The organism is Cupriavidus sp. GW821-FHT02F09 (assembly GCF_059421605.1).
The window spans coordinates 173271-198242 of record NZ_JBWKVH010000004.1 but is presented as its reverse complement, the minus strand read 5'-3'; the positions used below and the strand labels follow the sequence as shown (position 1 = coordinate 198242).

At 60.6% G+C, this 24972-nt stretch carries 24 protein-coding genes and 1 pseudogene; 11 read left to right on the top strand and 14 right to left on the bottom strand.

From position 1 onward, the window contains the following. The first annotated feature begins 12 nt into the window (after nucleotides 1-12). From AC07XB_RS06885 to AC07XB_RS06850, 8 genes and pseudogenes are all read left to right on the top strand, one after another. Nucleotides 13-756, top strand: a complete 744-nt coding sequence (locus AC07XB_RS06885) for a hypothetical protein (RefSeq protein ID WP_492373192.1) — start codon at nucleotides 13-15, stop codon at nucleotides 754-756. Between the two features lie 247 nt (nucleotides 757-1003). After that, complete coding sequence (locus AC07XB_RS06880) at nucleotides 1004-1804, top strand: hypothetical protein (protein WP_492827440.1); 801 nt, start codon at nucleotides 1004-1006, stop codon at nucleotides 1802-1804. A gap of 438 nt (nucleotides 1805-2242) precedes the next feature. Then, the gene (locus AC07XB_RS06875) at nucleotides 2243-3397 is read left to right on the top strand and encodes a hypothetical protein (RefSeq protein ID WP_492827442.1); all 1155 of its coding nucleotides are present in this window, start codon (nucleotides 2243-2245) and stop codon (nucleotides 3395-3397) included. A 361-nt stretch (nucleotides 3398-3758) separates the two neighbouring features. Next, the gene (locus tag AC07XB_RS06870) at nucleotides 3759-5291 is read left to right on the top strand and encodes a TIGR02677 family protein (RefSeq protein WP_492373195.1); all 1533 of its coding nucleotides are present in this window, start codon (nucleotides 3759-3761) and stop codon (nucleotides 5289-5291) included. Next, nucleotides 5288-6574 (top strand): TIGR02678 family protein, encoded by a 1287-nt coding sequence (locus AC07XB_RS06865; protein WP_492827444.1) that lies wholly within the window; start codon nucleotides 5288-5290, stop codon nucleotides 6572-6574. Before AC07XB_RS06870 ends, AC07XB_RS06865 begins: the two co-directional genes overlap by 4 nt. A gap of 2 nt (nucleotides 6575-6576) precedes the next feature. Next, on the top strand, nucleotides 6577-10770 hold the full coding sequence (locus AC07XB_RS06860; RefSeq protein WP_492373197.1) for a TIGR02680 family protein: 4194 nt from the start codon (nucleotides 6577-6579) through the stop codon (nucleotides 10768-10770). 14 nt (nucleotides 10771-10784) lie between these two features. After that, complete coding sequence (locus AC07XB_RS06855; RefSeq protein ID WP_492827446.1) at nucleotides 10785-11411, top strand: TIGR02679 domain-containing protein; 627 nt, start codon at nucleotides 10785-10787, stop codon at nucleotides 11409-11411. Nucleotides 11412-11441: 30 nt separating this feature from the next. After that, nucleotides 11442-12062 (top strand): annotated as a pseudogene (locus tag AC07XB_RS06850) (TIGR02679 family protein); the annotation flags it as partial. 66 nt (nucleotides 12063-12128) lie between these two features. Here the strand turns inward: AC07XB_RS06850 and AC07XB_RS06845 are convergent. From AC07XB_RS06845 to AC07XB_RS06835, 3 genes are all read right to left on the bottom strand, one after another. Then, nucleotides 12129-13052: a hypothetical protein gene (locus tag AC07XB_RS06845; protein WP_492373199.1), complete on the bottom strand. Its 924-nt coding sequence runs from the start codon at nucleotides 13050-13052 to the stop codon at nucleotides 12129-12131. Between the two features lie 4 nt (nucleotides 13053-13056). Further along, the gene (locus AC07XB_RS06840; protein ID WP_492827448.1) at nucleotides 13057-14142 is read right to left on the bottom strand and encodes a type IV toxin-antitoxin system AbiEi family antitoxin; all 1086 of its coding nucleotides are present in this window, start codon (nucleotides 14140-14142) and stop codon (nucleotides 13057-13059) included. A gap of 112 nt (nucleotides 14143-14254) precedes the next feature. Next, nucleotides 14255-14521: a hypothetical protein gene (locus tag AC07XB_RS06835; protein WP_492373201.1), complete on the bottom strand. Its 267-nt coding sequence runs from the start codon at nucleotides 14519-14521 to the stop codon at nucleotides 14255-14257. A 210-nt stretch (nucleotides 14522-14731) separates the two neighbouring features. Between AC07XB_RS06835 and AC07XB_RS06830 the strand changes: the two genes are divergently transcribed. Beyond that, entirely contained in the window at nucleotides 14732-15076 is a 345-nt protein-coding gene (locus AC07XB_RS06830; protein ID WP_492373202.1) for a hypothetical protein, read from the top strand. 51 nt (nucleotides 15077-15127) lie between these two features. Here the strand turns inward: AC07XB_RS06830 and AC07XB_RS06825 are convergent, their stop codons facing one another. From AC07XB_RS06825 to AC07XB_RS06790, 8 genes are all read right to left on the bottom strand, one after another. Beyond that, nucleotides 15128-15295, bottom strand: a complete 168-nt coding sequence (locus tag AC07XB_RS06825; protein ID WP_492827451.1) for a ribbon-helix-helix domain-containing protein — start codon at nucleotides 15293-15295, stop codon at nucleotides 15128-15130. Between the two features lie 11 nt (nucleotides 15296-15306). After that, nucleotides 15307-15747, bottom strand: coding sequence for a hypothetical protein (locus tag AC07XB_RS06820; protein ID WP_492827453.1), 441 nt, complete (start codon nucleotides 15745-15747; stop codon nucleotides 15307-15309). Then, complete coding sequence (locus AC07XB_RS06815; RefSeq protein WP_492827455.1) at nucleotides 15734-16684, bottom strand: M35 family metalloendopeptidase; 951 nt, start codon at nucleotides 16682-16684, stop codon at nucleotides 15734-15736. The genes AC07XB_RS06820 and AC07XB_RS06815 overlap by 14 nt, the downstream gene beginning before the upstream one ends. A gap of 240 nt (nucleotides 16685-16924) precedes the next feature. Then, nucleotides 16925-17296, bottom strand: coding sequence for a type II toxin-antitoxin system VapC family toxin (locus AC07XB_RS06810; RefSeq protein ID WP_492827457.1), 372 nt, complete (start codon nucleotides 17294-17296; stop codon nucleotides 16925-16927). Next, nucleotides 17293-17490 (bottom strand): type II toxin-antitoxin system VapB family antitoxin, encoded by a 198-nt coding sequence (locus AC07XB_RS06805; RefSeq protein WP_183035768.1) that lies wholly within the window; start codon nucleotides 17488-17490, stop codon nucleotides 17293-17295. The genes AC07XB_RS06810 and AC07XB_RS06805 overlap by 4 nt, the downstream gene beginning before the upstream one ends. Before the next feature lie 423 nt (nucleotides 17491-17913). Then, nucleotides 17914-18195: a DUF1484 family protein gene (locus AC07XB_RS06800; RefSeq protein WP_492827459.1), complete on the bottom strand. Its 282-nt coding sequence runs from the start codon at nucleotides 18193-18195 to the stop codon at nucleotides 17914-17916. Between the two features lie 317 nt (nucleotides 18196-18512). Beyond that, on the bottom strand, nucleotides 18513-18854 hold the full coding sequence (locus tag AC07XB_RS06795) for a DUF1484 family protein (protein WP_492827461.1): 342 nt from the start codon (nucleotides 18852-18854) through the stop codon (nucleotides 18513-18515). A 172-nt stretch (nucleotides 18855-19026) separates the two neighbouring features. Further along, nucleotides 19027-19320: a DUF1484 family protein gene (locus AC07XB_RS06790; protein ID WP_492827463.1), complete on the bottom strand. Its 294-nt coding sequence runs from the start codon at nucleotides 19318-19320 to the stop codon at nucleotides 19027-19029. A gap of 342 nt (nucleotides 19321-19662) precedes the next feature. Between AC07XB_RS06790 and AC07XB_RS06785 the strand changes: the two genes are divergently transcribed. Continuing rightward, nucleotides 19663-19944 carry a hypothetical protein gene (locus AC07XB_RS06785; RefSeq protein WP_492827465.1) on the top strand — a complete coding sequence of 94 codons (282 nt, stop codon included), beginning with the start codon at nucleotides 19663-19665 and terminating at the stop codon, nucleotides 19942-19944. A 104-nt stretch (nucleotides 19945-20048) separates the two neighbouring features. On the opposite strand, the gene AC07XB_RS06780 is transcribed toward AC07XB_RS06785, so the two are convergent. After that, the gene (locus AC07XB_RS06780) at nucleotides 20049-20825 is read right to left on the bottom strand and encodes a hypothetical protein (protein WP_492827467.1); all 777 of its coding nucleotides are present in this window, start codon (nucleotides 20823-20825) and stop codon (nucleotides 20049-20051) included. Between the two features lie 749 nt (nucleotides 20826-21574). Here AC07XB_RS06780 and AC07XB_RS06775 point away from each other — a divergent pair. After that, a complete protein-coding gene (locus tag AC07XB_RS06775) occupies nucleotides 21575-22702 on the top strand; it encodes an HNH endonuclease (RefSeq protein ID WP_494752789.1) in 1128 nt (375 codons plus the stop codon). Between the two features lie 223 nt (nucleotides 22703-22925). Here AC07XB_RS06775 and AC07XB_RS06770 read toward each other — a convergent pair whose 3' ends face one another. Both AC07XB_RS06770 and AC07XB_RS06765 read right to left on the bottom strand, forming a co-directional pair. Further along, nucleotides 22926-24068: a P-loop NTPase family protein gene (locus tag AC07XB_RS06770; protein ID WP_492827471.1), complete on the bottom strand. Its 1143-nt coding sequence runs from the start codon at nucleotides 24066-24068 to the stop codon at nucleotides 22926-22928. Next, a complete protein-coding gene (locus AC07XB_RS06765; protein ID WP_492827473.1) occupies nucleotides 24065-24661 on the bottom strand; it encodes a phospholipase D family protein in 597 nt (198 codons plus the stop codon). The genes AC07XB_RS06770 and AC07XB_RS06765 overlap by 4 nt, the downstream gene beginning before the upstream one ends. Nucleotides 24662-24972 lie beyond the last annotated feature (311 nt).

Here is a 24972-nt window from a genome sequence, read left to right as displayed (position 1 = left end):
ACGGACAGCAGCATGAGTTACGCAGGCAAGCAGGATCTACAGATCGTTCACGCATTCTCCTCGGTGGAGCTGCCAGAGCATATTTTTAGTTCCGGCAAGATCCAAGAACTGGTCTCCCGCATGGCAGACGCCAAGAACGCCACCGAAGGCGACGGCAATCGCCTCGCCCGCCTGCGCCGCGAGAAGTCCAGCAGCAATTTTGTCAGCAACTGGTGGAACGACCTCGACGACAAGATCCAGGATGCCAGCCTTGACCTTAGCCAATCCATTGGCAGCCTGACCCAGCGATCCGCGGAACTGCTGGCCGTCAATACTGCCATCTCCAAGGTGCTCAGCGACCAGCAGCAGGTGCTGCTAGAGCAGCAATCACAACTGCGCCAGCAAGCCACCGCGCTTGCCGAGCAGAACAAGCAGATCCGCGCCCAGCAGGACGAACTCGCGCAGCAGCAAACCGCGATCAACGCCGCAAACGAAGGCCTGCTGCAAGCCAAGGGCGTGTCCCAGGAACAAGCCCTCAAGCTCATCGGCTGCGTGCAACGCGTGGAAGCCGCCGAAGCCAAGATGGAATCGGCGAACCAGGCACTGCTCCAAGGCATGGAAGGCCAACTCGCCCAGGCCGCGCAGACACAACTCGCCAAGCTCCGTGCGGAGCAGCTGCAGGGCACAAAGCGCACCCGCTATGCCATCGCGGCCGCGCTGAGCCTGAGCGTACTATCTATTGCGCTGCAGTTGGCGCTGCACTTCGGCGCCAGGTAAGTCACTGAGGGTGGGGTACCGGATCGGGCGGCGCGTACCCCGGTTGCAGAAAACGGTTCATCCGACGTTTGTGTGGGTCGATGCATCGCTGGGCTAAATCCAGCACTGCCGTAGCTCCCCTCTCCCATTTCATGGGAGAGGGGAGCAAACCAGCGTTGATGCAGAAGTCGCAAGAACCAAAAAAACAAGCGCGTCACGCGATAGCGGCGCCGCATTGCCAGATAAAAAAGTAGAGGAAACCAAGTCCATGTCGGCAGCCAGCCAAATCCTGAGATTCTTCGTGTACCTGTCGATATTCGCGGGGCTGCTCATGCTACGCAACGCGCTCGTCCCACACAGTTATGACGAGCCGGTGCTCTTTCTCCTGACGGTTGCCGCAGCCGCGATACTCTGCATGCTGTATTACATCGTGTCCGAAGGACACTGGGCGGAGATTGCCGGCAGCATCGTGATCTCGCTCGCGCTCACCGTTGCCGCCGCCCTGTTTCCGCCGCTGGGCATCCTGGTTGTGCTCTGGGTGCTCTTCAACATCGCCAAGACGCTTGCGTCCATCGTCCAGCTACTGCCGCTAGCCATCGCCAGTGTGCTGTTGTACGTACTGCTATTCCCCGCGCCAGTTCTGCGCGCGGTAGGGCTGCAAGGATTCCTCGGACTGCCGGTGCTGATCGCATACGCGGCATTCAGCATCCTCTACGCCGCAAAGGCCGCTCGAGACCCCATGAAGCTTGGACTGTTCAAGCTATCCATCATGCTGCTCTCCGTCCCACTGCTGGCGCTGCTGATCGCGTCGATCCGGTCGGGACTGCAAAATCTGTTCAGGCAATCGCTCACCTCAACGTCCCGGGCCATCCAGATGCCTCAGACCGTCCAGGCACACGTCCGCGCTGGCGTGCAGGTTGACGCCTACACGCGAGCCGTCTCGAAGACCATCACCGAGACGGCAATCTCCACGACGGTTGGGACCGGCGGCGTCATGCTTGGCGTGGGTGCGGAACTGGTGAAGGGGAATAAGCCGCCTGAGCGTGGCGATCGCGACGGCGCGCGGTAACACGGAAGGCCGCTGTACTGCCGGGCCGTGAGACATCGCTGTGCGGCGATGGGCGCCTCAAGCATAGTTCGCCGCTCGCTGCCGCTGGCTGGCCACACCAGCCAGACCGCTCGAGATCGGGCGTTTGCAGCGTTGTTTGGTGTGGATGGATGGCCGGCCTAACTACTTTAACAGCGTGAAGTGGCCGTCGAAGACGGCGTCGCATCCGAGGTGAATTTGTGAGGCTTCGGGGTATCTTGAGCGGTAGAGTGGCTCAAGATTGGACCGAGCCGATTGCCGAGGTTACAATGCCGCCACAGGTGCCCACCTTACTTGCACACGAGTAAAAAAAGGCGTTGCTCCACTGTCACTGAAGAACTTCTCTTTAAGCCTCGTCGTCGGGGACTTAAACGTGTGCGCCTGACCCGTATTCGGCGTGGCGTTGAGGAAAGTTTTGTCATGACAATCAATGAACTCGCGCACTCCGCGCAGCAGCATCTCCTTGCCAGCACAGGCACCCAGGTCAAGAGAACGCACATCTACGAGTTGCTGGCGGCCACGTTTGGTTTTCGCTCCTATGCCGCATTCAATGCCGCGGCCGTTTTCACTGAGCGCCACCTATCCACGCGAACGACGCGTATCGATGACGCCGACATCCGACATCGCTGCGCGCAGCTCGGATACCAGCCAGAAGTTGCGAACGCTGTCAGCCTCGCCCTGCCGGCCTTCTTGGCCTTGCACCACATCGGAGCCATTCGCATCGCGGCATTGGTGAATGTACTGCGCGGCGAGCTGGCAAGGCATGACGGCTATCCTGCGGTTCAAGACGATCCAGAAGACGACGGATTGGATGAGCGTAACTACGATCGCGCTGATCGCTGGGCGGAGCCTGACGATTTGGCATTTCCCATCCTGCTCGACGGACTGGAAACGCATGCAGCGAAAGGACGTGCTCTGGCCCACTATGCACTGGCACTGCTCCACGCTCCCGACGACGAGGATGAGGATCGGGAGGTTGGCCGCGGCTACTGGTACTCCCAAGCCCAAAAGGGACTGATCTTGACTGGCGTGGAAAAGGAGTGGGCGGATGCGGAAGCCTCGCGCCTCGCCAAAGAAGGAAAATACGCTCGCCACCTTCGCGAGGCGGCACGGCTGGGGCAGCGGGACGCCATGCTCGAGTTGGCCGAGCAGTTTGATGATCCGGCCTTCTTCGAGCAAGAAAGCGCAGAGGTCAATGCGGACCCCGCCTTCGTCGCCGAAATCGCCGAGCGCCTCGGTAGACAGGACGACGCAAGGAAGTGGCTCACCAAAGCGGCCGAATCCGGTGACACTGAGGCGATGCGGCAATTGATCGAGGAGTATGACCACGGCGATTTGCAGCGCTGCTGGACCTGGATATACCTCGCGGAATTATTCGGAACCGACCTGACCAAAGACGACTATTACGCCATCGACGAGCATGGCTCCCCATACGACGACGATGTTGGCGGGCCAGCGTACGTTGGGGGACAGGACGGGGTGAAGTTGGATCCGATCAGCCCGGAGCAGGACGCTGCCGCTCGGCTTGCAGCAGAAAGGCTTTTCCGCGAGATCGAGCCGACTTCGGGCAAGTGAAATAGTTGGGGCGAGGCCTTGCGCCTCGCCAAACGCTAAGCAAAGGCTGCCTGGAGATCAGTTGGCGGAGGCTTAGGCATTTTCCATGGCTGCAGACTGTTCTAGCTCTGCCATTTAGACGCGCCAACAAGAGGCCTCCCTGGGCTCTTGATGCGTAGGATAAGTCCGACCTCCCCTCCAAATTCAGCACACGCCTTACCGGAGATGCAACATTACCGATCTGTGCTGCGGCCACTCTGCCACATGAAAAGCGGATGCAAGCCGACTTATTTGCGCCCCATTCGCCACAAATTGGCATACCATTGCAAATCTGGACCACCGTCTTGCTCCCAACGCAGCATCCACCGTAGGAGGCGGCCAAGTGTCAACCTCAAGCGATTCTGCCGATTTGTTCCGGCACGTAAGCGCCGAGAAGGCTTTGCTCTATCGCGCCATCATGAGCGTCTTCGCCGCCGCAAAGCGGCAGTACCGCTTGCAATTGCGCCCTGATGAAGTACTGGCGGAGGCCGAATGGCCGGACGGTACACCCCGCATTGAAGACGTCAACCTCGCGCTGGCGCAACTCACCGCCTGGGGCAATTTGCAATCGCAGCCGGATACCGCTCGGGTGGCCAGCCTCAACGATTTCTACCGCGCGCGCTTTTTGTACCGGCTCTCACTCGGCGGGGAGGCGGTCGAAGCTGCCCTCGTGGTATTCGCCCATAGCTTGCAGCGCCGCGCCGAATTGCAAACTGTGGCGCTTGAGGATATCGCCAGCCGGCTCGCCGCGCTGCAAGCACTGCTCGATGGCAACGGCGACACCAGCGACGCCGATGTCGCCAAGGTCCACGAAATCCTGCGCGATCTCGTTCTCGTCTTCGAGAACCTGGCCGACAATGCCCAGGCGTTCATGGCCGGGATCGCTCGCAGCATCGAACTGCAACGCGCCGAAGCGACTGCCGTGGCCTCCTACAAGCGGCGTCTGATCGACTATCTTGAACGCTTCATGGGCGACTTGGTGCGGCGTTCGGACACAATCGCGCGGCTGCTGCTAGCCCTGGGACCACGCATTAACCTGGCGCTGCAGCAGGTGGCGGAGCGTGAAGCACGCGACGCTGCGCCAGGCGACGAACTCGAACTCGCCGAAGAGCGTGCACGCCGCTGGCGAGCCTGGCTCGAACGCTGGAAAGGCCTGCGTGGCTGGTTCCTTTCCACTGGTCAGGAGCCGCCACAGGCCGAACTGCTGCGGGCCCGGGCGCGTGCTGCGATTCCGCAATTACTTGGAGCAATCGCCGCGCTCAACGAGCGCCGCAGCGGTCGTAGCGACCGCTCGGCCGACTTCCGTACGCTTGCCGGGTGGTTTGCCTCCTGCGACAACGACGACGACGCCCACCGTCTCGCACGGGCCGCGTTCGCGCTCAATCCCGCGCGACATTTTTCCCTCAACCCACTGAATGATGCTGACTTACCAGCCAGCACGCCCTGGGCCGACGCACCACCATTAGAGATCAACCCACGACTGCGCGAATATGGCGAAGCCGCACCGCGCGGCCCTTTGCCAAAGGTGCGGGACCGCAGCGCAGAACGCGCTCTGATGGCAGTCCAGTTTGCAGAAGAGTCCCGCCAGGTCGAAGCCGCGAGGCAGCACCTGGCAACTGGCCGCGCAACGCTACTTTCGGAGCTCGGCGAACTCGATCTGCCGACGTTCGGACTGTTCCTGAACCTACTTGGCGAAGCGCTGAGCGAACAGGCCCGCCCCGACAAGCCGGTCGAACGGCAAACCGGCGACGGGCTACTGCGAATCTGCCTTGAACCCCTCGAGGCCGACAGCCTTGCACTCATCACTACGCCCTCGGGCGTGTTCTCAGGGCGCGATCACCGGCTGACAATCAGCTCCACCCAGGAGTTAGAATGACCGCGCGCCGCCGGAGCCCGCGTGGTGCGGGTAGTCCAAGCAGCCAGCACATCGGCGAGCTGCAGACGCGCCAGCAACAGGACGAATTTCGCAGCGCGCTGCGCGCCTTGCTGATGCAGCCGTTGCTCAACCCCGCGCATGCCGACTTCCCGGCCGTACGGCGCCAAGCCGACAAGCTCCGCGAGTGGTTCGCTCGCGAAGCCGGCTGGGTGCTGCACGTCGAGCGCGACGGGGCGCGCCTGTATAAGCGCCCGGCCGACCTGCAGGATGCGACGCGTGGCATGCCTGGCTATGACCGTCGTCGCTACGCACTGCTGAGCCTGGCCTGCGCGGTCCTGGAACGTGCCGACCCGCAAATCACGTTGCAATTGCTCGGCGACCGTGTGATGGAACTTGCAGCCGATCCCGCGCTGCGGCTCAGCGGCTTCGTCTTCACGCTGAGCAGCGCAGCCGAGCGGCGCGAACTGGTCACCGTCTGTCGCAGTCTACTGGAACTCGGCGTGCTGCAGCGGGTCGCTGGCGACGAGGAAGGCTTCGTCCACGCACAAGAAGGCCCACACGGCGACGCGCTCTACGATGTGCAGCGCCGCGCCCTGGCAGGCATGCTGGCTGCCGTGCGCGGGCCTTCAACGTGGGCGCCGGGAGAGGCCCCGCCGGATTTCTCGGCGCGGTTGCACTCGCTGGTCTCCGAACATGTCGCCGACAGCGAAGAGGGACGACGCCTCGCGCTGCGTCACGCACTTTCAAGGCGCCTCCTCGATGACCCTGTTATCTACACCAACTCGCTCGACGCAGAATCCCAGGCATATTTCATCAACCAGCGCGGGGTAATGGCGGCGCGCATCTGCGAAGTCACCGGTTTGGTTGCCGAACAGCGTGCGGAAGGCCTTGCACTGACCGACGACGGCGCGCTAACCGATATCGCGATGCCTGCCGAAGGCACCGAGGCACACGTCACATTGCTCGTCGCCGAGCATCTGGCAGCCCAAGTCCGGGAACATGGCGCAGGTGCGACGACAACGGCCGGGGCCATCGCCGCTTTCCTGCGTGCGGCGACCGATCGCTATGGCCGCTATTGGCGTAAGTCCGCGCGCGAGCCAGGCGCCGAGCGCGAACTGGCGCAGATTGCGCTCGACCGGTTAAATAATCTCCAACTGATCTCGCGCGACGGCGACGACATCCGTGCGCTGCCAGCGATCGCCCGTTTTGCGCTCGGTGAAGCACAAGTGCACACGCAAGCGAACACACCCCACACCGATCCCCGCAACGCCACCCTGTTCTAGACATGAGCGAAGACGATATTTTCGCAACAGCGACAGCCACTGCCTCAGTCGCAGTTCGCCCAGCGTTGCCCGAACCCCAGCGGGAACGCTGGCAACCGCTTCGCCTCGGTCTGGTCGAGCTGTTTCACTATGACAGCGAAGAGTTTTGGTTTCGCGACGGTCACTTGCTGCTGCGTGGCAATAACGGCACCGGAAAGTCAAAGGTCCTGTCGCTGACGCTACCTTTCCTGTTTGACGCCAACCTGCGATCGGGACGCATCGAGCCGGACGGCGACAACGGCAAGAAAATGGCCTGGAACCTGCTGTTGAACAGTTACCCGCGCCGCATCGGCTACACCTGGATCGAATTTGGCCGACGTGCGGCGGATGGCAGCACGCACTATGTGACGCTAGGTGCGGGCCTCTCGGCGGTAGCGGGGCGCTCGCAGGTTGAAAGCTGGTTCTTCATACTTGCAGATGGTGATGATGGCGGCGCGCGCATCGGGCGCGACCTCTGGCTGACCAACGCACAAGGCGTAGTACTCACCCGCGAACGCCTGCGCGAAGCCATTGAGGGCTGCGGGCAACTGTTCGACACGGCCAACAGCTACCGCCGCGCAGTCGACGAGCGGCTTTTCCAGATCGGTCAACGCCGTTACGACGCGCTGATGGATACGCTGATCCAATTACGCCAGCCACAGCTTTCACGTAAGCCAGATGAAGCCGGGCTTTCGCACGCACTCACCGAAGCGCTGCCGCCGCTGCCACAGGAGTTGCTTACCGACGTCGCCGTGGCCCTCAACCAACTCGAAGAGGATCGCCGGCAACTGGATGACGTGAGGGCTCTGGAGGGTGCGGTTAAGCGCTTCGACCAGCGTTACCGCATCTATGCCAGCATGCTCAGCCGACGCCAGGCGCGCGAGCTACGGCAAGCGCAGACGGAGTTCGACAACGCCAGCCACGCTCGCCTCCAGGCGCAAGCGGGTCTGGGCGCGGCGCAGACTGCCGAGACGGCGGCGGTGAATGAGCTCAAACAGGCGGAAAGTGCTCTGGCGGCGAAACGCAGCCGCCTGGAGACCTTGCAGTCCGACCCCACCATGCAGGACGCGAACCGGCTCGATAGTGCAAATAAGGACGCCATCAACAGATGGAAGGCCGTGGAAGACCAGAAGGCCCATTGCTCCCAGGCCGATGGCCGGCTGCAGCGCGAGACTCAATCCAGCGAACTGTGCGCTCAGCGTGCCGCCGAGGCGGAGCAGGCCTTGCTCGACGTGCGTGAGGAATACGCCGTCGACGCCGCGAGCGCTGGCATTGGTTCCAAGTTCGCCGAAAGCCCTTTGCTCACAATAGAGCCCGCAGCGCTTGCCGACTTGGCCTCGCACGATTTTGAGGCTGCCCCACGCGCGTTGCGCACCGCGATTGACAACCGCCGCGAACAGTTGGCTGTACTGGAGCGGCGCCACAGCGCGGTGCAGCAAGCGTTGCAAGCGCTCACGCAACGTCAGCAGGCACAAGGCGAATGCCAGGAGGAACTGGAAGAGGCCACGGTGCAGCGCACAGAAGCAGACATGGCGGCGGAACAGGCCGGACAGACACTGGTTACTGACTGGGCAGAGTACGCTGCCACCCTGGTACAACTGCGCATCGACGCGGAAACCCCGCTGCAAGATTTGGGCGAGTGGGTAGTACGCCCCGAAGGCGACAATCCCTGTCGCCTGGCCTTGCAGCAAGCGCAGCAAAACGCGCAAGTGCAGCACGCCGCCCGCCAGGCGGAAATTGATCGCCGCCGCAGTGCGCTGCAACTGGAATGCGCCGAACTCGATGCCGAACGCGCCGGACTGCTCGCGGGCCGCGACGCTATGCCACCGACGCCTCATACACGCGGCTCCGACACCCGTGGGGCGCAGGCTGGCGCGCCACTGTGGCAGCTAGTTGAATTCCGCGAACACGTGGACGCAGCGCAACGGGCAGGACTCGAAGCTGCGCTGGAGGCGTCCGGCCTGCTTGACGCCTGGGTAACGCCCAGTGGCACGTTGCTCGCAGACGAGAAGGGCGAGCCTTGGCTGGATAGCCAATGGACACTGCGGCCGGGTACGCTCGGTGCAACGCTGGCCGAGTGGCTGTGTGCCGATGTCACCGCGGAAGGGCCGGTACCAGCCGCACTGATCGAACGGCTACTGGCTAGCGTAGCTTGCGGAGCAGACAATGACGCCGAAGCCTGGGTCGCCCCCGACGGGCGCTTCCGTCTGGGAACGCTCGCCGGCGCATGGACCAAGCCGCAGGCGATATACATCGGCCAGCGTGCCCGTGCCTTGGCGCGCCAGCAACGCGTTGCCGCCATCACGGTGCTACTCGCCGGCCTTGCCGACGAGCTGGCGCAGGTGCAACTCGATGACGACCGGCTGGCCGATGATAGGCGCCAGGCCGGGCAAGAATGGGCGGGGGCACCGTCTGAGCAGGCACTGCATCAGGCGCTGCGTGCCGCCGCTTCGGCCGCCCGCGATTATCAGGCGGCACGCGGCCGGCTAGATCGGGCCGAAGCACTGTGCCGCGCCGCCGAAAGCGAAGTGCAATCCGCACGCGACGCCTTGCGGCACGACGCCACCGACATGGGCCTGCCGCTTGATGCCGAAGCACTCCCCGCAATCAATGCAGCCATACAACGTTGCCTCGACGGTCTCTACCGGGTCCTGCAGACGGCGCAGGAATGGCGGCGCGCGCAGCCCGAACTTGCCCGGCAGCGAGCGCGCGAAGCCGAAGCACAGGCCCATCTGAATCAGATTCAAGGTCAGCTTGCGGCCTATCGCATAGAAGCTGAGGAAGCCCAGGCCCGCTTTGAAGTATTGCGCGACACGGTCGGTGCCGACGTGGACAACCTGCTCAAGCAATTGCGTGAAGCGCGCGAAGCTGTAGGGAAGGCGGTAGAGGCGGAGCGTGAGGCCTCCGATAGCCGCCGCATCGCGGGTGAGGAGCGCGCTCGGGCGGGCGCCCAGGCCGGGACTGCCGAGCAAGCGCTCGCCCAGCGCGGCGAGGCGCGAACCGTCGCCGTCGCGCGCCTGCAGCACTTCGCCGCTAGCAGCTTGCTGTCGTCGGCCTTGCCCACCCTGGAATTGCCCGATCTGGGCAGCGCCTGGACTATCGATCCTGCGCTGACGCTGGCACGCCGAGCCGAGCAGGCACTGGCCCATATCTCCGATGACGAAGCCAGTTGGAACCGAGTCCAGCGGCTGATCAGCGAGGATCTGCAAGACCTGCAGCGCGCGCTTACCGCGCTTGGCCACCACGCGACGGCGGAGGCCAACGACTGGGGCTTTGTAGTGCACATCATTTATCACAACCGCCCTGAGCGGCCCGACTTGCTCGCGGCCCGGCTTGCCGATGACATTGCGCAGCGCAGCGAACTGCTGTCAGCCAACGAACGCGCCATCCTCGAGAACCACCTTCAGGCGGAGATCGCCTCTGAAGTGCAGCGGCTATTGCGTGCGGCGGAGCATCAGGTCAATGCCATCAACAGCGAACTGCATAAGCGGCCGACCTCCACAGGCGTACGCTACCGGCTGCGGTGGCAGCCGCTCGGCACAGATGAGGGCGCGCCCGTCGGACTCGATGCCGCGCGCGAGCGGCTGCTAAACACGAGCGCCGACCTCTGGTCGGCCGAGGACCGGCGCGTCGTCGGGACCATGCTGCAGATGCGCATCACGGCCGAACGCGAGCGTGCCGACGCCGAACCCGGTGGCACTGCAGGAGATGGCGGCGGCAGCCTGATCGACCAACTTGCGCGCGCCCTGGACTACCGCCGCTGGCACCATTTTCGCGTGGAGCGGCTCCAGGACGGACAGTGGCGCAAGCTGTCCGGACCGGCATCCAGCGGCGAACGCGCACTCGGTCTGACCGTGCCACTGTTCGCCGCCATCTCCAGCTTCTACAGCCAAGGCTGCAACCCGCAGGCGCCGCGGCTGATGTTGCTCGATGAAGCGTTCGCCGGCATCGACGATGCCGCCCGCGCCCACTGCATGGGACTTATCCACGAGTTCGATCTCGATTTCGTCATCACCAGCGAGCGCGAATGGGCCTGTTATGCCGAATTACCTGGGGTAGCGATCTGTCAACTGCAGCGGCGCGAGGGCATCGACGCCGTGTTCGTCTCCCGCTGGATGTGGGACGGTCGCGCCCGACGGCGTGAAGCGGATCCGGACCGACGCTTTGCTACGTCATGAGGAGCAACGATCCGATGGCGCGCCTGGCGGTTGACCCCCGTCTGCAATCGCTGCTCGGCGGCCCCGCGTTGGCTGGACTGCGGCTGCGGCTGCGCAAACGCTTCGCGAGGCTACTGAGCGACGCACCGCCGCCGGCCTTGCGCATTGGCGGCCTGAGTCCGGTTGAATACGAAGCGCTTGCGGTACTGACAGGGCGCCGCCCGAGCCAAGCGCAATCGCTGCAACTCGACCTCGCCGCCATCGATGCCAGATTGCGTGAGGCTGGCATTGCCGACTCCTTGCGGGATGCACTCGAACGGCTCGACGGCCCGATTGAAAACACGGCCTCGGCACGCGCAGAGCAACACGCGCAATGGTCAGCCGTAAGCAAGGCTTGCCATGATCCAGCACTCGCGAACTATCTGCAAAAGCCGCAGGCGTTCGGTTTACTCAAACGACTTGCGCGGCAAGACCCGCTAGCCGCGAGCCAACTCCTCGAACGAGCTCAGGCCGTCTTGTCGCGGATACCGGCCAGCGGAGTACCACGCGCACAACTTGCGGCCGAGACGCTCGGCAATGCGCATGCGCTCGACAACGGCCAGGCTACAGCGACCCTAGTCCTTGCCGTATTGCGGCAGCGCGACAGGACAGTGATGCCCTGAACACGCACCGATACGCAAGCGCAGGCCGACGACGCTGCCAGCCCCGAACAGCGCGACGAATCCACACGCGAGACCTGGGCCCGGGCCGGCATTCTGGTCAACGAACTGGCAAGACCGGTGCTGTTCTTGAATCTTCCCGTGCTGGCAGAGGCAGCGAGCGTCAACCCCGCGGGCGAGCCCGGCTACCTCTCGCTACGCCGGCTCTTACGCGCGCCGCCAGCATGGGCCGTGAGCGAGCGCACTGTGTATGTCTGCGAGAATCCCAACCTTGTTGCCATCGCCGCGGACCTTCTCGGCGAACACAGCGCACCGCTCGTCTGCACCGACGGCATGCCCGCGGCAGCGCAGCGTACGCTGCTTGACCAACTGCACCGCGCTGGAGCACACCTCCACTACCACGGCGACTTCGACTGGCCCGGCATCGGAATTGCCAACCATGTCATGCGTGCCTGGGGAGCGCGGCCCTGGCGTCTCCAAGCAACCGACTATGAGGCGGCAGCGCTTGAGGCACCGCACACAGAACGCGATCTGACCGGAGCGGGCGTAACGGCAACGTGGGATCCGGCTTTGACCGGCGCGATGCGAAAGCACGGATTGTCCATTGCCGAAGAAGCAGTGGCCGCGTCGCTCTTGCCAGATCTGCTGCTATAGCAGGCAGGTAGCCGTAGAAACTTCGGGCGATTCGTCTTTGCTGGCGGAGATCTTTGCTGCCGATCTCTACGCTTGCGAAGCGCTATCGCGCCCGCCCTCAACAAGCCGCAGGAATTCCGTGACCATGCCTGATATCTGGCGTTGCTCCAGAATGCGCGTCTCGGAAAGATCTTCATCCGAGCCGTACATGAATCGCGCGCATGCTACCGGGCCGTCCCGCAAATGCCCCTCGACGCCGTCTGCGCCACAGAAGCGCAGGCGCAATGCGTCGAGAGCGCTATCCACAGCTTTTGCGTGCTTGCCCTCGCCGCGTCGCGACCTGAATTGCTCCGCGACCCATTCGAGGTGTCCCGCGTAGCGCATGACGTGCACAAGATCCGCAGCATCCTTGTTCTCTGCGCGATCATCAAACGCCAGCGCTTTCAGGACGAGGAAAGCCGTCACATCAGCGTAGCGTACCGTCTCCGTCGCAACCCCACCGCCGTCAAGCAATTCAGCAGTGATCTCTCGTTGAGCAAACCAGTCATGGACGATCCCGATATGATTGATCGCAAGCGCCGAGATGCCCTCACCGTCGACAGTACCCACCTTCCCGCCAGGCAATTCTTCGCTTGTATCCCGCAGGAATTCGATCATCACATACTCGTGCGCGGATACCTGCCGCTGCCAGCGCCAGCTACTGGGCTTGCCATTGGCGTTCACATACCTCGCAAACCCCCAATCCTTCAACTGCTTGGCCAAATCTCTGTATGCATCGCCGGCGGCAAGCACTTGCAAGTTCAGAACAATGTCTACATCAGAGGTGCCTGCGTGAGCCGGCACATCCGGCGGCTGCTCTGGCGTGAGGTAGCGCGGAACAAGACCGCCAACCAGACGTAAGGTCGGCTTGAGGGTGCCAAACCCACGGAGCAGGGTGATCAATGCCCGTTCGCAAGCGAGCGTGTGTTCTGCGTTGTAACCATCGGCGGTTGCCGGTTTGGAGAGGGCCATGAGGTCAGATTTTCAGGATGTCCGAGCGAAGTTGCGAAGCAAGTTCCTTGTTGCGGCCGCGGCCGTCCAGCAAGTCCAGGTACATGATGAACGCGCTGGCTAGGTGCGAGGGAGGATCCGAGTGTTCTCCTGTGAATAAGGAACTCGCACCACTGCGCTCGATGAGGGTGACATTCGAGCCTTTCTCCACCTCCTGCAACCCCAGCGCCTTTGCGTAGTCGGGCGCGCTGCCAGGCGGAACAATGATTTCTGCGCTCTCCACGTGCGTAAGCAGCGGTGACACAGCATTCGCCGCAGCGGTGCTGGTGAATGCCCAGCCCCTCAGCGCCTCGCGTTCCAGCTTGTCGGCGATAGCCAGAAGCATCGCCTTCGGGTTGTGGGTGTATGCAAACCAGCGTGTTTTATGTTCCTTGCGAACACGCCAGGCGTCGGCCCACAAGTCAAGCAGCACACCTGGCTGTGCAAGTCGCCGGCGTAGCGTTCGCCCACTGCCTTTGGACTCCAGCAACTCCCGGCGTTCCAATTCTTGCAAGGTGAGCGACACCGTGTAGGCGGAGGTTTCGGCGAGGCTGGCAATCTCAAGCCCGGTCAGCCATTTCTGATGGGAATGGAGCAGGGCATGTATGACCTGCTCCCTCGCGCCAGTGAAGAGCGATTCTGCGCGCCGGGGCGAACCTGGTTTCGCCAGGCGATCGATGTTGATCAGCCAGTCCTTGTGCTTAAGGTACAAACTTCCACTGGCGTCGAAGTAGCCTATGTTGCGCTCGCGCAAGATCTCCCGCGCCCCCGCGCTAAGTTGCTCGGCAATCACGAAAAGGGCGGTGTTGCTCGCGTCTTCCAGGGACAGTCGATACTCTTCCAGCCGCCACACGGCGTTCCGAATGTCGCGCGGGTAGCCTACCCGCAGGATCTCGGCAGCGAGGCGAAGGTCAACGCCCTCCACACTCACGAGCAGGTCCAGCCGACCAGGGCGTCCATGCGCCTGAAACGGTACTTCTGTGTGCCGTTGCCCAGAGAGCTGTTTTTCGGTGGAGCCTTCGAACGCTTCGACAAACCGTGCTATCAACGACTCGGTGAAATCGGAATTCATGTGAATTTGCTGATCAGCAAAATTGTGGGACTCATGCTTAGTTTAGCTATTTTTTATTGTTTTGCTGTACAGCTAACCATGAAAAATAGCTATACGTGTCATATACAGCACCTTAAGTGCAATTACCCCTCAGGCCGACATCGGCGCGCAGGGCGCCTGGTGCTTCAAGATGAACATGCTCAAAGGTGTTCGTTTCCCCATCGAACTCCTGGCGTTTCGGCATTTTTCGGCATGGATAGCCAGCTGCCGGCACGCGTGCGCGCTGCAGGCCGGCCTTGCCTAGCTCGGCGACCAGGCGGCGGCAGTTTGCGTCGAGCTGACGGTGATCGACATTATCGAGGGCACCGCTGGAGATCCAGGTTTTCTCGCCCGTGACCACATAGCACGCGCCGTCGCAACGTGCGCTGCAAAGCTAAGTCCTGCCTGGCGGAATCGAGTAATCCAGCCTTGCATGGGGCTTGAGCGTAGAAGGCTGCGCCGAAGGTTCGGCGCCACACAGATCGCCTCCTGCACAAGAGAATAATGTTCACAAGCGCGGAGCCAGCGTGGCAGGACCAGACCACCTCAACAGAAGAGGGGGCAAAACAACATGCATCACCAAGCTAAACGAGCCGCAATGATTGCGGCCGTTGCCCTGTTTGTCGGGGCCGCAGCCTATGCGCAGACGCAAGCGAGCCAAGGCGACGTCAGCAAGGCGCAAAGGATGTCGGTCTGCCAGTGCGTAGCCGACCTCCTCTTCATGGCCGCTCAACAGCGCGATACGGGGGTGCCCAGGCAAGATGTACTGACGAAAGTGAATCAGGTTGGCGGGGGCGACCCGCTCTTTCTCTCCACCGCCACCGAGGCGACAAACATTGCGTACGACATGCCGCAGATATCGCCGGCGAAACTGAGAAAGATTCACATCGAGAGGTGCAGGAAGGGGGGCAGATGAAGAATGTGGACGTCAAATCCTGCCCGGCGAGTGGCGCGATCGTGTGCCGCGTCAGCGGTGCTTGCTCTTGTCCGCAGCGCGGTACTTGCTCTCCAGCCTCGCAAGTACATCTTCAGCAGGCTTAGCGGTACCACTTGCCATGCCCGCCGCAATTGCGGCGCGCAGCGCCTCCAGTTCGATGCCGTTTGACAAAGAGGCTGCCGGGCAGGGAGAAGTCATCTAGCGCACGCCTAGCGAATCTGCGAGGTTGGTTCCGGACCTGGACAGCAAGGGTGCGGACACCCCGGCATGAAATTGATATGCGCAAAATTCGGCGGTTCCGCCGACTTGCCAGGTTTGTAGCGTGGGATTTCCATGGAAATCATGCTCACCGGCACACCAAAAGTCGTCAGCCAATGCTCCAGGTGAGATGCGCGCTTGCGTGCGAGGGCATGACTGACACCAACGGTGGGGGCCTCGTAGACGAGAATGTGAAACTCCTCCTTGTTCTCATATCTCCCGGGAGAGTCGACCATCCATTCCGCCAATTTGCGAACTTCCGATGCCGGCAGGCGAACCGCGCCTGGCTCGAAATTGCTGTTGAAGGAAATGTCGAAGCTGCAAGCCATTGCAGGCTGCACAAGGATTGCAGCCGCTGCAGCAACGCTGCGGAAGTACTTAGACAATGACATAGGCGGCCACGTTATCTGCATTCTCAATACACCTTGGGTTCTTTGCCGCGGCTTCCCGCTTTGCTCTAAATAGCTGATAGAAGGGATCCTCGGTCGCCATGGCATCCTGGAAGTGGGAAACCTCATGGACAAGCGTTAGTAACTGCGAGTCCACGGAGTCGGAGTAGGGCGATAAGTCGCAGAATTTCAGTGCAATGGCGATGGTGTGCGTCTTCGTATCGGGAGCGCAAACGGCAGCCGCGATGTCCGGATTATTGCGAGTCTTAGGCGTACAACCAATGTATTCCATCGTCTCGTCGGAGTATCGAACAAAGTTGTCGGCAGTCAGGCTCCTGAGGATCGACTCAATACGGGGAATTCCCTCAAGCAGGCGTTGGCGGACCCTTTCATCGGATACGCCAAACCACGTCTCGACTCGCGCCCGATCCGCGTGGCCCCACCGTCGAAGCTCCACCAACCTCTTGCCGCAGCACAGAACCGCCGTGTCGCGAAGCCTGAGAACGAGGCTGCGAAACTCCGCATTGCTCATGTTCGCACAGATCCGCTCCGAATCGTCCACGAGGTGGCTTGGCCCGTCAGACAGCTTCTCGGCGGAGCTTGGTGCGTAAGTGCTTGGCGCAGCCGAAGGCTGGAGGCGGCCTCCCCGGTTCACCTGAATGATGAAATCCGCCTGTGACGGGATGACCAGTGGCTTGTCCGCGCATTGGCACATCACCCTGGCGCCCCGCACCAGAATCTGGCGCCCGTCCATGAGCGTGAAGTGCGGATAGGCGTCGTTCATCACCGGGCCACCCACCTTGCAAGCTGGACAGGTAGCGTGGTCGCCCTCCGCCGCGACGGCGACACCGTGATGCGCAAAATCAATCACCGTGGAAATCAGTACCCCGCCGGTGCCAGTCTTGTCGCCATGTTTCAGGGCCTCTCGCATATCGTCCATGCCATCCTCCGTTGTCAGGTCGCCGACACGCAACGTGGTCGGACACCTTGCCAATGTGCCCGCGGATCGCCTGATCGGCTTTGGGAAATTTCTGCAAGAACGCGAAGAACATTCCCTGAGTGAGCAGGAATGCGACATGAAGCTGGGAGGCGGGTTCTCATCCGGACGCCGCGCAGGGCGATGGCAGTGTTGGCTCAGCTTGCCGACTGCCCGATCCTCCCCGCCCGCCTTTTCCGTTTTCTAGTGCGCAAGCACTGCGCTGAGATTGAGTTCATCGGCAACTTTCTTCAATCGCTTGTCGCGCGTCCAGATGGTGACACCGGGTTGTAGGCGTGCAGACGCCAACAGCGACGTGTCTACAAATCCGATTCCACGATTGAACAATCCTTCGCGCTCGATCAGATAAAACGTCTCCTCCGGTGTGGCTACTGGCGCGCGCGGCAGATCGAGCAACGCGCCGAGCACGACGTCACGGTCACGCAAACTACCGAGTGAGATCTCGTCTATCACATAGGGATGAGCCAGCACACGCCCCTCGGCAAGCAGGCTAATCAGCATCGGATCAGAAGCGTTGATATGGTCAATCCAGACCGACGTGTCGACAAGGATCATTCGACGTCCAACCGACGACGCGGCGCCCCCTTGATGCCCGGTTGGCTACCGCCAAGATTCGCGAGTCGTTTCGCGGCTTCACGCTGGATCAAGGCCTTTAACGCTTCGCGCACGAGTGCCGTTTTTTCTTCCACACCCGTATAAGCCTGAGCTTTGGCGATCAAGTCGTCATCAAGCGAAATCGTCGTACGCATGGGAGTGTCCGTAAGTGTGAGCACTCGATATAGCATCGTTTGATGCTTATAGCGGTGCGTTTCGTGGTCTCGTGGTGAGCGCATCTGCCGCGACATTGCGCCGAGTCTTGAAAGGAGTAAACGGCGCGGGCAAACGGATCGAGCGCATCGTGCATGCCTTCCTCCGCTTGTCAGGTCGCCGACACTCGGCGTGCTCGAACGCCTTGCCAATGTGCCTGCGGATCGCCTGATCGGCGTTGAGAAAGGTCCGTAGTGACGTGAAGAAATGTCACTTAGTACGGGAGCGAGTCGAGAATTTGAGAGGCGGGTTCTCATCTGGACGCTGCGCAAAGCGACGGCAGTGTTAGCTCGGCTTCCCGACTACGCCGCCATGCAACCTGCGCAACGTTGACGGCTGAGCGGATGCCGCCCAGCCATCGGCTCTCAGAACAACTCGTCGATACGATTCACGCTGGCGTCAAGCTGCTGCCGCAACGGCGCCAGCAGGCTATGCAGGCCAATGCAATCGATTGCCGCGTCGGCTTGCAGATCGAGCAGCGTCAGGATGGCGCCCAGGCCCGCGCTGACGCGCAGGAGTTCGTCGAAGCTCTGCATGATGGCTTCGCGCTTGGGGTCATCCGGCGGGGGGGTCGTTTCCTCCGGCAAGAGCGCTTGGGCAATCATGCTGAGCGTGGATGCATCGGCGGTGGGAGCGAGTGTTTTCATGCGTGCGGCCATGGGATCACCTCTTTGGCGAATGACAGGGTGTGTTGATTGGTCGTCGCGCCCGTGTCGGCTTGCTGGATTAGGCCGGCCGGGCGAGGGGGCAGCGATTGCCTCGCGCCCCAGATGCTCAACAACCCAGCTCCCCGCCAAGGTACTGGCGGGGGCTGGGTACTGCGGTTACCCCGGTCATGTCCTGCAGGTCCCCTCTTGTGAGGGACTGCTGCAGGGATCCCGTTCTTGATTCAGTGGTAGCGATGTTGGCCAAGTGGGCCAACGGCATGATTTACGTGGCTACACCGTATGGCCGAAGACCCTGCCTACGTCGGGGTAGAGGCGGGTCGCGACACAGGCGCGGATCGCGAACGAACCCCGCAGGCCCGGGTACAGCGCCGGCACCGGTTCACTGCCTGGTCCAGCTGCTGCTTCAGTGGCATCAGCAAGGCACGCAGGCGGCTATCGCCCGCGTGCAGGTTCAGCAGCGTGATGACGGATTCCAGATGCGCGCTGATGCGCAGCAGTTCGTGGCAGCCTTGGTGGGTAGCCTCGTGGCCCGGATCCGCTTCGTGGTCCGGCAGCAAGGGCTCAGCGATCAGCCTGGCCTCCACGGCGGCTTCCCGTGCTTCGGCAGCGGTGCGCGGGCGACGTTGGCGGGCGGTCATGGGTACCTCCTGTTTTGTGATCGGGGTGCGGTCAGGGTGCAATCGCGGACATCGGTATGGCGATGGGCGGCGTTGGCGACCATCGTCCCGGCACACGGCGGCGGCGGGGGCTTGCCTCGATCGGCGTGTGACTCCCCACCGCCTGCGGCCTTGCGGGCCGCGCGGGAGTGGCTCAGTACAGCGCTTGCACGCGGTTCACTGCCTGGTCCAGCTGCTGCTTTAGCGGCGCCAGCAGGGCATGCAGGCCGTTGTTGGCGGCTTGCTCGTCGGCCTGTAGCTCCAGCAGGAGCAGGAGGGATTCCAGGCCCGCGCTGACGCGCAGGAGGTCGTGGCAGGATTGGTGGATGGTTTCGTGGGTTGGGGTGGCTTCGCCTGCTCGGGCGAGGGGCTCAGCTATCAGCTTGGCTTCGGTGGCTGCCTCTCTTGCCTGTGCGGCGGTGCGTGGGTGGCGTTTGCGGGCGGTCAAAGGCTTCTCCTCGTTTGAGATGTCAGTCGAGTTCCTCTGCGATGCAGCCTCGCGACGCTGCGCAGATCCGTAGGGCGCAGAAGCCCCTCCGCATGGTCCATAATGCGGCTGATAATTCTCGGCGCGAGCGCATACGCCACCCTCACAAGAGAGGTGGCAAGGTGCGTTCGTTGTCGTGCGGCACGAATAGGTTGGCCCACGCCGGGGTGTCGCGAGTAATAAGCCAACACCAGCGCGCGCGGCAAAGGGCCACTACTGCTCGCAAGTTGCCAATCCACTCCTCCGTTCGAGTCGCTGAACGAGGCTAAATTTACCTAGCAAAGCTTAAATAGCCCAATTGAAATGCGCGATCGGGTAGAAGAATTGATAGATTTCGTTGCAGGCGGGCACCGGCGCTTCAAGCGCATGGAGGAGCTGACCGGGGTGAAGTCCGATAGCTGGAAGAACACTTGCCGCAATCAGCAGCGCGTGACACAGGAGATGGTGGAGGCTATTGGGGCGGTTTGGCCTCAGTATGCATACTGGCTCGTCACTGGGAAGACGGATGAGGAGCATGGGCATACGTCGCCGATTCGGGAGCGGATTGCGCGGGATTGGGAGAAGGTCAGGAAATCGGAAGAGTAATAAGCGGAGCAGTGTCTCCGCGGCAGCCATACGTACGGCTGCTGCGGGGACACTGCGCATTGGATGGGACAACCATTTCTATGTCACATTTTCTTTCATCTCAGTCATTTAATACCCCAAAACACCTCGGCAACGCTTTTCATAACTCTTAGAGCAACAAGGAAGATCATCAATAGCGGCCAGAGGTGCGTTGCCAGATGCCATGCCTGTTCGCTCTTTTGATCGTTAAAAAACGGATCTTCCGCTGCATTCGCAACGTAGCCGGCGTTAATGCACGTCTCGACAAGTGACCGTCCGAAACCATGTGGTGGATTGCTCAAATCGATCGGAAACGGACACAAGGATCCGACAAGCACTAGCGACGGATTTCCGCTCAACCTTAACGATATGGTGACCCTGCGCAGTGCATCGCATTGCTGCACGGTCAGCGTTGACGATCCAGCGCACTGTTCCTGAAATGCAGCATTCGCGTACTCCGTGGCCAAACGTCGCGATGTTTCCACGTTTTTAGCTAACGTTGCCCGATCGCGGTCAACGGACAACTGTGCAACCTGTACGACTGCGAAGACGACAGCAACCGCGGAAGCTAGCACCCAAACGAGATCGATCATCTTTAAGTGATGGGATTTCAGGCGACCGTAGAGGATACCTGGCATCCCAGAAAGCGCCACAATAGTCGATATGGTCGCCCCAAATGCCCACTCCGCAGTCGCATAGATCGAGCGGACATCACTCGGGATCCTTCTTACAAAGAAAACCATGCCACAAATTCCAACGAGCGTTAGGGCGCGGCCGATCCATACCTTTCTGTTGTCACTTTTCGCAGGAGCACGATCATTGCTGGGAGGCGTTTTTTCTTCCGTACCTTGGGATATTTTCATTATTAATTCGGATGATAGTTTTTTAAAAATTTCCAGTCTGGATATGCCGTCATTTGGAACAAGTGGCGTATGCCGCAATGTCCCATATGGTAGTTTCCGATCATCAGGGAACCCCCACCAAATCTATTACGTTGCCAATGTCATCATTCCCCCTTTCACCGATCCCTGCCCAAATACCGTCGGCTGTGGGCCATAGACTGTTTTATTGATTGACCACCAACATTAGATATCGTCCTCGACAAGATAATCTTGATACCTACCTTCGCGAAAGCGCCCTGATACGCAACCACAAGCAAGATTTAGATCGAAACAGAGAGGTGCCGTTGCACGCTCATCGCGGATAGGCGTCGTTCATCATCGGGCCGCCCACCTTACAGGCTGGCCAAGTCGCGTAGTCGCCCTTCGCCGCGACGGGGACACCGTGATGCGTGAAGCCGATCATTGTGGCAATCAGCACCCCCGCCATGTTTCAGGGCCTCTCCCATATCGTGCATGCCCTTCTCAATTGTTAGGTCGCCGACACCGAACGTGATTTGGGAGGGGGGGTTCTCATCCGAGAGCCCCGAGCCTTTCCCTTTGCGCACCGTCTCTTTTCCGGATCATCTGCTGCCATCGCACCCCACCCAAGAAGGGGTCCATGCAGAGCAATCACTTATCCCCCGCCCGAATGTTGCATAGGACGATTCCTAGCGACATACTAATGAACAAGAAAAGGAGCACGCGTACGCGTGCCAAAAGATCGGGCGAAAATGGGGAAGAAGTTGAGCATTCCAACGGTTGAAATGTCGGCTATCACCTTGGCGATGAAGGCGTTCGATCGGGAACTCCGAGCGACCAAGGATTGGAGGGGATGGGATAGTAAGAAGTCGCAGCTGTATGCGATCTCTGAAGGTGGGGCGCTATATCCCCCGAAGCAGATAGTTTCCATGGCCACCGGCCTCTCGGTCAGGAGCTTTTACGGCGGCCACCCTACAAATTCTTATCTTGAGGAGCGGGGGTTCAAGATTGTGCGGCTCCCGAACGAGCGTCAGACCGCGCAGTATACGGAGCCGCCAAGTTTCTCACTCGGGAGTATTTACCATAGACGAGCTGACATACATCTACCCTTCGGCGGCAGCCGGCAGAGCGGCATAGCTCCGTCGAGCACAGCCCAGGCAATATTCATCTTCACTGGCGATAGCGGAGAGCAGTATGGCTACGTTGATGGCCGAGATGAGCTTGGCGTGTTCTCCTACACCGGCGAGGGCCAAGTTGGCGATATGACGTTCACTCGTGGGAATCTGGCTATCCGCAATCACGCGGAGGATGGCCGAGCGCTGCATTTGTTCAAGTCGCTCGGTAAAGGCAACGGGCAGGAATACCTTGGTGAGCATGCCTGTGCCGGACACTCCATTCGTCGGGGGCCCGATAAGAATGGGGACCAGCGCGACGTGATCGTGTTCCAACTTATCCCCGTGGCATTGCTGGACGACGAGAAGAACCCATCATTCGACGATGAATATCCTGCGGCAGCGCCATCCAGTTTGGAAGAGGCACGGCGACGAGCTATGGAGGCGTTTCGCGGGTCGCAAGGGGAAACCGGGAAGGCCGCACTGAGGCGGCTCTATCGGCGTAGCAAGCAGGTGAAAGACTACGTGTTGCTGCGCGCGGACGGAAGGTGCGAGTCGTGCCTCCAGCCGGCGGCGTTTCAGCGAAAGGACGGGGCTCCATACTTGGAACCGCATCACACGACACGCGTTTCGGACGGTGGTCTTGACCATCCGCGTCACGTGGCGGCGGTATGCCCGACTTGCCATCGGCATATTCATCATGGGCTTGGGGGGCATCGAAAAAATTTGGATTTGATGGAAGCGATCGCGGCTAAGGAGTGCGATTAGTAGACTTTACTGCTGCGGCGAGGATCCCTAGCGATCCCGCTGCTACCGCACCGCGCTGGCGCCGGTGATCAAGCCCCATGCCCTGGAACTGTTGGAGAAGACTCGCCTCAGGCATCTTAGCAGGCTCATCTGTCCGATCGACTGCCGTCTGTGCTAAAGCGGGAGTAGCACAGACAGCTCGTGCTGCGGCAATCCATAGGGCGCGTCGGCGATTCACCACTGTTTATGTAGCCGCGCCGTCTCCGAAGACCGCATCGAGCACATCAAGCTCGTCTAAAACATCGCTGGTAATTACCGCCCCATTTGCGAGGTTTGCTCCGGAGAGGCGGCATTCCTCTATCACCTGCTGCATGGTATTCACCACCTTCCGTGGCGTGATCTCACGCAGCTGAGACATGATCACGTTTACTGCCTCCTCGTTGAACGGGAAATAGTCATCGGAGATGCTGGCCCCTGCAGGACGGCTCGCTGCCAAGATTCTCTTCACAAAGTCAATCGCGGCATTTCGATCGAGGAGATCGAAGTGAATCTGGCGGGTCACACGCGATAGCACATAGTCAGTAAACATGTTTGTTAAAGTGGTCACCTCCGCAGTAGCCGCGCAGACTAGGCCGAAGGAGTTTGGGCAAGCATCGTAAAGATGACGAAGGATGTCATTCGTCTCCAACGTCTCTTTTGGCGGTTGTCGCTGTAGGTCATCGAGTTCATCAATGAAGAGATAGACGGCCTGACGGAAACGCGAATTGCCATGGTGCGTCTGAAATTCTTGAACGAAGATATTAACGATCTTCGCGAATAACATCACTGCTTGGTAGTCAGAAAGTCTGTCGGTGTTAAGGTACGCCTTCACTCCGCTTTCATTCTGGCAGTTCATTAGGCCCTTAACAAAGTCAGCCAGCTCTCGAGACTTGATGAGTTCATCGATGGCTGATTCGGATGTGATTTGGCGTCCGTTCTTCACTTCAAGAATTCGCGTTTCGCAAAACGTCTTGAACGACATAAGGTCAGGCAGCAATGATCCGCGAGAAACGAGGTCTTCGGCGAATGCCGCGGCGAAGGACAGCTTCCCTTTGTCCTTCTTCAACGTCGGAACGAAGTAGGCGACGCCGGCACCAAGTTCCTTTACCCTATTGCGCGCCCAAAGCAATGCATGCGACTTTCCGGTACCATAATGCCCATAGAGCAGGATGAAGTTAGTAAGACCTACGCGATCCGCTCGAACTCGGTCCAAGATCTTCTCGAATTGCGATTTTTGCCTGTCGTAGCCGACCCAGATCTTTACTCGTGGATCGTCGTCCGAGATTGCGTTTGAGCGGAATGGATTGCCGGTGAGTTTGCACGCGGCATAGAATGCTTCTGCGGTCATCGTCCTACCCCAATGCTTGAAAGATTGCTCCGTACCACGTCGTGCCCGACGCTGACGTCGGCAAGATAGGTTAGAAAGCTCTCAAGTTCGTCCTGATCCTTCTCTTCGATTTGGTAGCTAAGCTCCAACTGGGGCTCCTTCGTTCTGGTGCCATTGGGATTGAATCCAGAGTTCGTGAGGTTGGCTGACCCGAGAAGCACCAAGTCGGGCGCCTGTTGCTGGAACTCATTTAGCTTCTTTCTGTCGACCCGAAAAACATACGCCTTTGCATGCAGACGCGGCACGTAAAGCACAGAAAATCCCCTGCTTTCCAGCTTATCAAAATCTGATAGCTCAGCTGCACTTGGCGGTCTAGTGATCAAAGTGACGCTACAGTCATCTTGGATCCACTCATCAAGCATCTGACCCAACATTTGAGTCGGCTTGAGCAGGTCAAGGGAGATGTACGGAGAAACGAGAATGACTTCTTTATGCGGAAGGAGTCTTCTACCAACAACCTGCTCATACAGTCGGCGACTCTCGTGGTTCTTCATAAACCGCGACGCTTCGCTTTGCTCGACGCTCTGCCTCGTCTTGGCGAGTTCTTGAGACATCGCAATGCCGCCGACAGGTCGGAGAGCTGCCTCAATAATTTCCTGGGAGACAATCGGAAACGTCTCTATTCGACTCGGAGGCGCCAAATTGTCCTCCACCGAATGCGGGCCGGCTCGGTAGAGCGTTACGCCGTCTCGCTCGCGTAAGTAGATAACTCGGTATGCTGAGTTTCCGCGGCTGACCACTCGAATCCAGGCGTCAGCGATGCCCCGATATGGGTGGTCATCGCGATCCGACCGGAAGTCACCCCCGTCAGTAAACACCTTCTTAAGGACGCGATTGGAGAGCTGAGCGTCACCGGCCCCGACAA